At 37.7% G+C, this 11562-nt stretch carries 12 protein-coding genes; 1 reads left to right on the forward strand and 11 read right to left on the reverse strand.

What is annotated here, in order from left to right; translation table 11 throughout:
* The 9 genes from ACO1O5_RS11185 to ACO1O5_RS11225 form a co-directional block, all read right to left on the reverse strand.
* Positions 1-551: L,D-transpeptidase family protein (locus ACO1O5_RS11185; RefSeq protein ID WP_486270201.1), on the reverse strand; the 551-nt coding region annotated here is incomplete at its 3' end.
* A 227-nt stretch (positions 552-778) separates the two neighbouring features.
* Positions 779-2356 (reverse strand): DHA2 family efflux MFS transporter permease subunit, encoded by a 1578-nt coding sequence (locus ACO1O5_RS11190; protein WP_486270203.1) that lies wholly within the window; start codon positions 2354-2356, stop codon positions 779-781.
* Between the two features lie 23 nt (positions 2357-2379).
* Positions 2380-3531, reverse strand: a complete 1152-nt coding sequence (locus ACO1O5_RS11195) for an HlyD family secretion protein (protein ID WP_486270205.1) — start codon at positions 3529-3531, stop codon at positions 2380-2382.
* A 26-nt stretch (positions 3532-3557) separates the two neighbouring features.
* A complete protein-coding gene (locus ACO1O5_RS11200) occupies positions 3558-4901 on the reverse strand; it encodes a TolC family protein (RefSeq protein WP_486270207.1) in 1344 nt (447 codons plus the stop codon).
* Between the two features lie 37 nt (positions 4902-4938).
* On the reverse strand, positions 4939-5553 hold the full coding sequence (locus ACO1O5_RS11205; RefSeq protein ID WP_486270209.1) for a TetR family transcriptional regulator: 615 nt from the start codon (positions 5551-5553) through the stop codon (positions 4939-4941).
* A gap of 194 nt (positions 5554-5747) precedes the next feature.
* Positions 5748-6167 (reverse strand): OsmC family peroxiredoxin, encoded by a 420-nt coding sequence (locus tag ACO1O5_RS11210; protein WP_486270210.1) that lies wholly within the window; start codon positions 6165-6167, stop codon positions 5748-5750.
* A 165-nt stretch (positions 6168-6332) separates the two neighbouring features.
* Positions 6333-6908: an LPS export ABC transporter periplasmic protein LptC gene (lptC, locus tag ACO1O5_RS11215; RefSeq protein ID WP_486270212.1), complete on the reverse strand. Its 576-nt coding sequence runs from the start codon at positions 6906-6908 to the stop codon at positions 6333-6335.
* Positions 6909-6966: 58 nt separating this feature from the next.
* Positions 6967-7689, reverse strand: a complete 723-nt coding sequence (locus ACO1O5_RS11220; RefSeq protein ID WP_486270214.1) for a type III pantothenate kinase — start codon at positions 7687-7689, stop codon at positions 6967-6969.
* Positions 7690-7793: 104 nt separating this feature from the next.
* Positions 7794-8432 carry an LON peptidase substrate-binding domain-containing protein gene (locus ACO1O5_RS11225; protein ID WP_486270216.1) on the reverse strand — a complete coding sequence of 213 codons (639 nt, stop codon included), beginning with the start codon at positions 8430-8432 and terminating at the stop codon, positions 7794-7796.
* A 123-nt stretch (positions 8433-8555) separates the two neighbouring features.
* On the opposite strand from ACO1O5_RS11225, the gene ACO1O5_RS11230 reads away from it, so the two are divergent.
* Positions 8556-9545 carry a glycosyltransferase family protein gene (locus tag ACO1O5_RS11230; protein WP_486270218.1) on the forward strand — a complete coding sequence of 330 codons (990 nt, stop codon included), beginning with the start codon at positions 8556-8558 and terminating at the stop codon, positions 9543-9545.
* Here ACO1O5_RS11230 and ACO1O5_RS11235 read toward each other — a convergent pair.
* Positions 9511-10356 carry a glycosyltransferase family 2 protein gene (locus ACO1O5_RS11235; protein WP_486270220.1) on the reverse strand — a complete coding sequence of 282 codons (846 nt, stop codon included), beginning with the start codon at positions 10354-10356 and terminating at the stop codon, positions 9511-9513. The two genes, ACO1O5_RS11230 and ACO1O5_RS11235, sit on opposite strands and share 35 nt — an antisense overlap.
* A gap of 386 nt (positions 10357-10742) precedes the next feature.
* The coding region (locus ACO1O5_RS11240; protein WP_486270222.1) for an FkbM family methyltransferase at positions 10743-11562 on the reverse strand (820 nt) is incomplete at its 5' end.

Below are 11562 nucleotides of genomic sequence, written 5' to 3' on the forward strand. Positions count from 1 at the left end.
ATATAACTGTATAAATCTTTAGCTTCGGTATATTTTAAAGAGATGCATCCATCTGTCCAGTTTTGGTAATAATCTACCGTCCACTCTTCCTGTGGCCTCGTAGCGTGTATGGCAATACCACCGCCTATTTTGGCGTTGCGTGGAACTAATCCTTCGGCTTTTCTTTCTTTAAATTTTTCAATACTTTCCTCGTTGGGATAATCTAATAAAAGCTCGAATCCCCATTTAGGATGAATCTTTTTCAGGATCACTTTAAACTTGCCATCGGGAGTTCTTTTATCGCCCTCCATATATTTATCCCGTAAATCATCGCTACCAAACACGCAGGGATAAGTTGCGTACCAACCCTGGTCGTCATACACTTTTAATTCATAATCTTTTTTCGAAATAATTATATAGTATGGATTGTCAATAAAATTCTTCCTGGCAATTTCTTTTGTAAATCCTGCGGATGTAATAAATTCTTTCTCATTTTTTTTATTAGGGCTGAATGGAAAAAATAAAATAGAAAAAATTATCGCAGATGATATGAAGGGTTTACGGTTGTTCATTTTACGGAAAGCTTACTGCAATATATCCCAAACGAAATGTGAAGCAAAATTATTTTACGAACATTTTAATGTTTTAACTTTTTTTTCAACAGCTATTGTCATTAACACGTAATAGTCCCATGGGAGCTGGTTCTTCTACGTCAAGTTATTAACGTAGTCAACGATGAAACTACTTATATCATGCGATCAATGGAAGTCTTGGCACAACAAGAATTTGCGGCGTGGAATTAATGCATGGCTTCAGCCACATTGATTTTTTTCTTCTTGTTACTTTTAACGAATAAAACAAAAGGTACACATATAAGAAATAACACACCGAGATAAAGGAAAACATCCATATAAGATAATACTGACGCTTGTTTTTGTACGCTATAATCTAAGGCCTGGTATGCGCTTTTAAGTGCGATGTCATGCGTCATTCCTTTGCCCATAAATCCTTTTGTCAACAGATCAACCTTTCGCTGAATGGCCGGGTTGTATTTATCCAAATGGCTCACAATATTTACACGGTGTACCATATTTTGCGTGGAGAGAAAAGTGGTTATGATGGCAACACCAAATGAACCGCCGAGCTGGCGCATCATTCCCGTAAAAGCGGCGCCCTGGCCTATTTGTTGTCCATATAAAGTAGACAATGCTAATGTTGTTATTGGTATAAATAAAAGCCCAAGCCCCGCTCCCCGTACAATAAGCAGCCAGAAAAAAGCATCAGCACCTGTATCGGGCGTAAGTATTTTATAAGCCCATAAACTATACAGGAAAAATGTTATAAGACCAATTGCTACCAGGTATTGTTGCTTGACACCTTTTTGTAATAGCCGGCCAATAAGAGGCATCATAAATGCAGTTGCAACGCCGGAAGGTATCAGTAACATACCTGCCTGTTCGGCTGTCCAACCAAGTGTCATTTGGGTGTATAAAGGGATTATAAATGTGGATCCATATAATCCGAAACCAAGAAGAAAAGACATAATGGTTCCGACTCGCAGGTTTCCATTCTTCAATACCCTCAGTTCTACAATTGGATTACTATAAGTTAGTTCACGCCATATAAAAAAGAATAGCCCGAGAACTGAAACTACTGACAGGATAATAATGATATTATTGTTAAACCAGTCGTCGTCATGGCCTTTTTCAAGTACATATTGCAATGATCCTACGGCGATTGCCAGCAAGGCAATTCCGAGAAAGTCGATATGTTTCGTTAATGTTTTTGCCGAATATTTAGGACTTCGTACAAACTGCAACGTTAGGAGCGTTGCAACAATTCCTATAGGGATATTAATATAAAAAATAAGTGGCCAGCTATAATGGTAAATGATGTAGCCACCCAATGGTGGCCCCAACGTGGGGCCGATAATAACACCTAATCCGTAGATAGCCTGGGCCATACCACGTTTTTCAATCGGGTAGCTTTCTGTAATTATAGTCTGCGAAGTAACTAACAATGCACCTCCACCGAGCCCCTGGCAAAAACGAAATATTACCAGTTCCCAAATGCCGGTTGCGTTTCCGCATAAAAAAGAAAAAAGGGTAAAAATCATAATCGAGACGGCAAAATAATTGCGCCTTCCGAATTGCTGCGAAAGCCAACTCGTCATCGGTACAATAATTACATTACCTACGGCGTAGGCTGTGATAACCCAACCGATTTCCGTTAAGGTAGCACCCATGCTTCCCTTCATATCCGTCAATGCCACATTTACGATGGTGGTATCTACTATTTCCAGCAAGGCGCATAGTATAGCCGTAACCGTTATAATAACCCGTCTGGAACCGTATTCAACTAATGAATTATCCTGCATTATATTATTCTGTCTTCAATGAATTAATTGACATGTACGTCCACATCCACATTCATGCCTGCTTTAAGCCTGTTCAATAACGTATCACTCGCATTTACAAATTCAATTTTTACAGGGAGGCGCTGTACAACTTTCACGAAATTACCACTCGCATTATCGGGTGGGAGCAATGCAAATTCGGCTCCCGTTGCCGGGGAAAATGACGAAAGAACTGCATCGAAATCATGTTTTGGAAATGCATCAGCATGAACAACGACTTTCTGTCCCACCCTCATTTTCTTGTACTGAGTTTCTTTAAAGTTGGCAACTACCCAAATACTCGTATTATGTACAATACTAAATACCGGCTGACCTGCTTGTAAAAACTGGCCTTCCTGAACATTCACTCTGGAAACTTTACCGTCTTCCGGTGCGGTTACTACCGTATAAGTTAAATTGAGTTTGGCGTCTTCCACTTCCACTTCCCGTTGTTTAACCATAGATTCAGCAACACCAATCTGTTGAGATGTTGCATTGCTTTGAGAAGAAACAACATTGGTTTGCGTAGATGCCTGTTTTTTCTGCTGTTCTAAAATCTGTAATTGTTTTTCTGCGGTCTCCTTTGCAGCCTGTGCCTCCTCGAATTGCTGTTGTGTTATGGAATGATCTTGAATAAGATTAGCATACCGGTTATAATCCTGTGTTGTCCTGGTTACTGCTATTTGTGCTGCTGCAATTTGCGCATCAACTGTTGAAACGCTCGCCTTTGAACTTTCGATTCCGGTGCGTGCGGCGTTAGAAGTGGCACGGGCAGCATCTACATTACTTTTGGCTGTAACCAGTGCAGCCTCAGCGCGGTCGAGATTTAACTTATAATCGCGATCGTCCAATACTAAAAGTGTGTCGCCTTTATGCACCGTTTGGTTATCTTTTACCCTTACCTCATTTACATATCCTGCAACACGAGGTATGACGGGGCTTATATCAGCCTGCACCTGCGCATCATCAGTTTCTTCATGGTGCTGAGCATAAGTATACTTTGAAATACCAAACCATCCACCACCAACTATCATAACAATAAGTATGATAAGAAAAACTTTGCTGCGTTTTTTAGGTTCAGCAACAACTTTACCATTTTTTTGCTCAGCCGGTAGTGAATCGCCCGGTGTAATTTTTTCATTTTCTTTCGATTCCATAAAATTGATTTATACGCTTTAATTTTTTAATTAGCAGTTATTAATCCCGCCGCCTGCAACAATTTATCATAAGCCAATAATACATCCGCTTTCGCAACAGCCAAGCTTATTTGCGACTGTAACAGGGAGACATTTGCATCCAGCAAATCGGTAGTATTTACAAGAGCATTGTCATATTTATTTTTTGTAATTCTATAATTTTCTGCGGCTTGGACAACAGCCTTCTCATACACTTCTGTCTTTCGGGTACTGAGCAAATAGTCTTCATAATCGCGGGTAACCTCCAGCCTGACAGCATCGTCAAGTTGGGCCTGCCCCGCGGTAATTTCTCTTTCACGCGCCTGTGCCTGCACAATTTTTGATTTGGTTTTCCAAAGCGAGCCAATGTCGTATTTCAATCCTACACCAATGTTTACCGCATTTGTTATCGTAATGAAATGTGGAATGTCTGCGGCGATATAACCCCCGGTTAATGCGATAGATGGGTACAATTCTCCTTTAACCGCGGCAATGCCCGTAGTAGCGGCCTTTTTTCTAAATGACAAAGCAAGAATATCTTTCCTGTTTTGAAGGGCGAGCTGTTCATACTCCTCTAAATTTTTGAGGCTGATATTTTTTTCAAAACTTGATGAATCAGTTATTAGCTCAGTTTGCTCAGGCAGGCCAAGCATCAGGTTCATATTTACCGTAGCTATTTTACGGTTGCTCTCTGCATCTAATACGGAAAGCTCAATATTAGAAGATTGGAGTTGTGCTTTTAATAAATCATTTCGGGCGAGCAAGCCGTTTTGTTCCAGCCTTGATAAAACGGAATCTCTTTGCAAAGACTGGCGTAAATTTTCTTTCACCACATCAACCGTTACCGTTGCTTTGTAAAGATTTGTGTAAGCATTAATGGTATTTAATATCACTGATTCTTTATCATTTTCTGCATCGAGCGTTGCTGCCTGCTGCAGGTATTTTGCCGATTCAATTCCGTAGCGGATTCTTCCGCCTGAGTAAATGGGAAGCGACACACTGGCAATACCATATAACGCCTGGTTAACTGATGGACCGCCACCTCCTGCGCTATCTGCACTTCCAAAAATTTTTGTTTTTAAAGACACCGTCGGGCTGGGAATGCGCAAATAAGCTCCGCTGATGCTTGCGTTCGGCAGCTTGTTATCTTTCGCTTCGCTTAAGGCTCCCGTTGCCTCGTCTATCCGGGCCTGCGAAGCTTTTAATTGCTTACTGTTCTTTATGCTTAAATCAATGGCTTCCTGTAAAGTAAGATGTTTAATACCTGCAGAGTCTTGCGCAGATAATAACAAAGGCCCTGAAAATGCTATCAAAAAAAAGGGTGCGGTTAAAAATATTCTTAGTTGTTTCACGAAATATGTTTTAAAATTCCTGACGTTTTTGGTTTAGTTATTTTTTCAACAAGTGAGAACTCATTAATTGTTTTAAATGTTCACTTATGCGTTCTTTTAATTTTTTACTCTGGAAAGGATTAAAATCCTTAGACTTGTGTAGAATCTTTCTGCACATTATTTCTGATGAAAGTAAATGACTAATAGTGCCGATAATACTTGCAATAGTAAGTTCCGGGTCTACAGCTTTAAATTCGCCAGACTCAACACCATCCTGGATAATTTTCCTAACAGAAACAAGATTTCTCAGCAAAATGTCACTTATTGCATCTTTTAATTGCGGGCGCCTGTCTAGTGAAAGCTCCCTGTGAAGCAAATGGTGAAACTGGGGGGTTTGAAACATTCGGTCAACATAACTGTCAATTACAATAAACAACTTTTCCAGTTGGGTGAGAGATGAATTATTAGCCAGTTCAGCAAATACTCCTTTTAAAAAGGCCGCTTTGTGTTCAACCAGTTTTTCAAATAACTTTTCTTTGGAACCAAAATAATAACTTATCATGGCCGGGTTCACGTCGGCCCCGGAAGCAATTTCCCTTACGGATGTACCCTCGAAACCCTTTTGTGCAAAGAGCCGCATAGCTGCCGATATGATGATTTCCCGCTTATCCATTTTTTCTAAAAAGAGGGCGAAGTTAAACAGTTGTTTGAAATTAAACAAACGTTTAATTAAATTTTTCTGAAAATTAATATTGCATGTCAGTGACAAATCCAGGTTCATAACGAGCATTAAAAAAAATAAAACGGTACTGCCGACAACTGCCAGGCAATACCGTTAAATAATAAATTCTTTTAAATGAGGGATGGTTAGCCAAGCGTCGCCTCCATCGAAACTGCTATATTAGTATTCAATGATTTTGAAATAGGACAATTCTCTTTTGCTTCTTTTGCGCACTCATCAAACTTCTCTTTACTAATGCCTGGAATTTTTGCAGTTACCGTAAGATGCGATTTGGTTATGGCACCATCGCCCAAAGTAATATCGCATTTTGTTTCGATCGAATCTGCTGTAAAGCCCGCTGCGTTTAAAACAAAACTTAATTTCATAGTGAAGCAGCCCGCATGAGCTGCGGCTACCAGTTCTTCCGGGTTAGTGCCACCTTTCGCTTCGCCAAATCTTGTTGCATACGTATATGGAACATTGTTTAGAAATTTCGTTTCTGTTGACAACATTCCTTTGCCATCTTTACCGGTTCCATGCCATTCGGCGTTTGCATATTTGCTCATAGTTTGTTTTTTTGATTAATTATTAATTGTTTTATTGTTCGTTGAATTGACTTTTTCTTTGATTTAAAAAAGAGTGATTGCATGTTCTCAATATACCGATTCAATCCCAACATAATATTTCCTGAATTAAACAGCATTGGGCAAAAATAGTTCAATGTGCCAATCTCATTGAGGAAACTCTGCTGAACTTATTCTAACAAATCCTCTGCCATTAATTATATGCCAGCTTTTAAAATCCTGTGGTGCATCCAGGCCATCTCCATCAATAATCTGTGAAGGAGTTCTAATGCGCACTGGTTTATCGGTGTAAAACTCCCTACCGGGTTTGGACCGGTCCCAATATAATTCGTTACAATACAAAGTGTCGCCCTTTACATTAAAAACTACCACGCTATCCTTAAGAAATACCTTACTTTCTTCTTCCATGTATTTTCCGTAGTGCGCATTCATTTTGCTTTCTATTCGTAAGCTATCATCAAAAAAATCGGCATGTAAAGTTTTTGTAAATTCTATATAGGGTGACGTTTCCTGGTGGCGAAGCATGTAAGGGGCAGTTAGTTTAGCTTTTGTCTTATCGCCTAAACTATAGATGATAGTGACACCTTTAATTTCTTCGATTCCCGCTTTTTTTTCTGTAAACTGGTTAAGATCCTTTAATGAATTTTCGCAAGAGGCCATAAAAAAGCAGCACATTACCAGGGTAGCTTGTATTATAAATTTATGGCTAATGCAGTGATTCATTTTCTTCAAGAAAAAATATTAATAAGCCCTGTTAGTTACTATTTCGTTTTTAGAAAACTCAATTTATTTTGCTTAAAGCGAATAGCCCTTTGAAAATTAAGTCGGCGTCAGTAAATATCCTGCTTTTAAGATGATGAGCAAAATACACAACATCTCCCCCGGTTAACAACACGTTAATATTGTGAAACTTTTCTTTGTATTTTTTTATAGTACCATCAATTTCTTCTGCAAGCCCCATCAGAACGCCACTTAAAATATTGGTACGTGTATCATAACCTATCAAAGGAAAATTCCAGTCAGGCTTTATTAACGGAAGTTTAGCTGTGTAATAATTTAATGCCTTAAAACGCATTTCCATGCCTGGTGAAATACTTCCACCAACAAAACTATCATACTTATTGATGAAATTGTAAGTAACGCATGAGCCAAGGCCGATGACCAAATTATTTTTTCCCGGATGAAAGTAAACCGCTGCCGCTGCCAGTGCCAGCCTGTCGGCGCCAATTGTTTCAGGCTTACCAACAGGTGTCGTAAACGGCAAAATAGTCTTGGAACTTAATTTATGAAATGAAGTTTTTTCATCAAGAACCTTTTCAATTTCTACGTCATGATCAATAACTGAAGAAAGAATTGTTTTTTGGGGAGTATATTTCTTCAGCAGCTCTTCAATGGTTGAATTATCGCTGTCATCCATCGAAAAAATTTCGGCCAATTCATCACCCTTAAACACGCCGCATTTAAGGCGGGTATTACCAAAGTCAAAACATAAAGTTGTATCCAAATGATATTTTTTCAGAAAGATAACACGAATTGAATTATTCGGCTAATTCGCTTTTTTTTAACCCGATAGCTTTCGGACTCTGTGACAAAGTAGTAAAGTATTCTTTATGAAATATTAAAGCCGCTAATATTCTTGAAATGCCCATTTAGTTTAATTTTTTCTTTTAAAGCTTCCATCTCAGCCACAACAGGTAACACTTTAGTGAGGTGCCGTTTTAAATACTCCTGGCGTTGCAGTTCATTGGTAAGTGAAAGAAATTCATATTCCTCCTGCAACGTAAGGCCGGCATGGTGTGCAACGTCGTAGCTGCTTAGTTCTTCTTCATCTTTGTGAAAGGGTTTAGTAACGTTTAGCAGTTTATGGAGCTCTTTTATTGCAGCTATAACTTTTGTCATCAATAATTTTTTCCCATGCCCGTTGTTTACGGGATAGCTAACAATCGCACCACTGTATAATTTATCCGGCACTTCATTTATAATTTCCAACACCCTGAAAACCTTTTGCCCTTTTGTTTTGATATCCATTTCGCCTGTGTCGTATACTTTTGAAATTTCTACTATATCTACCAGCGTTCCCAGTTCGTTTACTTTATTGTTAATAACCACCGGCATTCCGAAAGGCTTTTTTTGATCGAAACATTCTTTTATTAGCTGTTTATATTTTGGTTCAAAAATATGGAGATTCAAATCTTCGCCAGGATACACAACTATAGATAATGGAAATATGGGAACGAAATTGGTCATCTGGAAAAACTTTTGAGTTTACAAATTTACGACGGCACTAATTAATGGAAAACTATTTATGAGCAGACAAGATATTTGTGGTAATTTTTAATCTTTACATTTGAAACAAACAAATATTAAAATATGTTGATCAGCGGATTTAGTATGGTAAGGAATGCTACTAAATTATATTACCCTGTTAAAGCATCTATCGAGTCCATTTTGCCAATAGTTGATGAATTTGTAATTGCTCTTGGCAACTGCGATGCAGATGACTTCACTTTCGAAGAAATCAAAAAAATCAACTCCGATAAAATTAGAATTATTCGTACGGAATGGGATATTGAAAAGTACCCTAACGGGAGCGAATATGCGCACCAGACGGATATTGCCAAAGAACATTGTAAAGGAGACTGGCTTTTTTACCTGCAAAGTGATGAAGTGATACATGAAAAATATTTGTCAACAATCAAAAACAGGTGTAATGAACTTTTGCATAATCACGCCGTTGAAGGGTTACTATTTAATTACAGGCATTTTTGGGGCGATTATTCCCATTATATCGTTTCGCACGCCTGGTATCCTAAAGAAATAAGGATCGTTCGGAACAACCCTGAAATTCATTCGTGGCGTGATGCACAATCGTTCCGCCGCATTCCGGATTTTGATGGCATTAATTATTTTCAGAAGGAAAATACGTATAAACTTAAGGTAGCGCAAGTGGATGCATTCGTGTATCATTATGGATGGGTACGCCCCCCGGAGATGATGCAGAAAAAAAGGATTTCATTCGAAACGCATATGCAGGGAGAAGACAAAGCAGCTTCATTGTTTAAGGATGAAGCGAACAGTTTTGATTATGGTGATTTAAGCCGGTTGAAAATTTTCAAGGATACCCACCCAGCAGTAATGGAAGATTTTATAAAAAAATTTAACTGGAACCACCAGTTGTATCCTCACGTAAAACAAATAAGAAAACACAAACACGATAAATTAAAATATCGCATGTTAAGTTTTATTGAACAAAATTTTCTGAAAGGAAACCAGGTTGCAGGATTTAAAAATTATGAATTGATAAGGGTATCAACAATCATTGGTTTTATTTTGCTTGAAAAGTATCTGAATTATTTTTGAAATATTGATTTAAACCTGTTTCAGCCCATCTCGATTTAGTTTCTAATACAGTTGTCATCATCCGTTCATATAAATCATCATCGGCTTTATTAGCTTCTTTATGTTGAAGGTGGTACGCGATTCCTCCAAATTTTATAGATCTTTTTTTAATGCCATTATTGAAAAGACGAATAGCAATATCGCTGTCTTCTCTTCCCCAACCCTGGTATCTTTCATCATACCCATTAACTGCAAGAAGATCCTTTTTCCAAAAAGCCATATTGCATCCTCTTACAATATGAGCCATATTATCGTGTGATTGATATCTGCTGGCCAAGTAAGCCATCAAAGAAGGGAAGCGCATTTTATTCAGATTGTTTTTCCCTCTTAATTTTTTGAGGACTAACGGTGTCATGTTTTGATTTGCCAAAACCATATCCGTGCTTTGTTTATTTATCAAAAAGCGACTGCCGTTAACAAAGCATCCCGGTTTTGCCAATGAAAGATGATCTTCTATAAACTTTGGATGTAATATTATATCATGATCAATAAATATAAGGTAGTCGTACTTAGCTTTGGAAATGGCGATATTATTTATACGTGTTTTTCTTTTCTTTACATCCTCCTGCCAATAATGCTTAATAGCAATCGGAAATGTATCCTGGACTTTTTTTACAATATCTGTAGTATCTGCGTTACTCCCGTCATCAGCAATTAGTACTTCGCCGGGGAGAATTGATTGCCAGGCAACACTTCGTAAAACTTTATCCAAAGCCTCCGGCCAGTTATAAGTAGTTATTATCAACGAGCATTGTGGAGTGGGTGATTTCATTTTTTATACCATTAAATATTTATTCCCGGAAGTTCCATGAATTACTTTTTGGTCCTTCCAGGTTTGGAATGAAAAATATATGCAACAATAGTACCATCAATTTTTAGACTTCGTAGTGAAGTTCAGATGTTATAATTTTTCTCTATTAGCACTTCGTAAATACGTAATGTCTTTCCCCAATTTGTCATAAAATGACAATACTCAAGTTTAATGATTTGGCATTACTATCAAAGTCAGCAAACTAAAATATTTCATATCCGTGTTGTGCTAAAACTTTCTAAAAGGAAATCGGCTTGCAGGATTTAAGAAACCTCAATTGTTTCATCCAAAGGGAAATTGATAGGTCAATTATTTTAAGAATTTTGAACGGGGAAATGATGGGACTGTTACAACTTTTTACTTATGGGGATCGCATAAATATTAATAGTTTTTTTCCAGTTGGTTATTTCATGACTATTTTCCAGCTTAATAATTTCTGCTGTTATATCAAAGTCTTCGAAGTAAAATATTTCGTAGCCGTGCCGGGCAATAACGTCGTACAATTCTATTTTTTCTTCGTTGGTGCTGTCACCAAAACTTTCAGCAACTATAGTAGGTTTGTATTTTTCTATTAAGTCGTGAATGGATTTAATAATTTCTTTGTCGTAGCCTTCAGTATCTATTTTTATAAAAGAGAAAACATTGAGTTTATCCATGTAATTCTTTTCCAAAAATTGCAACAGGTTAATGCCTTTAATTTTATTGGGATACACAAATTTTCCATGCTTACTTTCTTTAGTAGGAGATATGGCTCCGTTGGAAAAAGATGCTTCCGAGGATACATAATAAAAATCTTCATCTTTTACTGATATCGCGTTTAGCAGTGGAATAATATTTTGTTTGTCTTTATTGAGAGAGGCATTAATTTCTAAAATTTTATAAACATACGGGTTAGGATCAAAGCCCAATGTGATTCCCGAACTGCCCGCCGCTAATGCCATTGGCACGGTTGTATCGCCTATGTTAGCTCCAATATCAATTACGAGGTCGCCATGTTTAATAAATTTTTTAAAAAAATCAACCATCTCCTGGCTTACAAATTTTGGGCTTAAGAGTGGATTATCCCAATTGGCAAATTCAATTTTACCTTCATTTTTTAAATCAAATGAATCTATTTTGGCCGGGTATTCCTGGGTAATTCTTCTTGCCTTTTTTCTCCGGAAAGAT

This window comes from Ginsengibacter sp. (assembly GCF_057362405.1).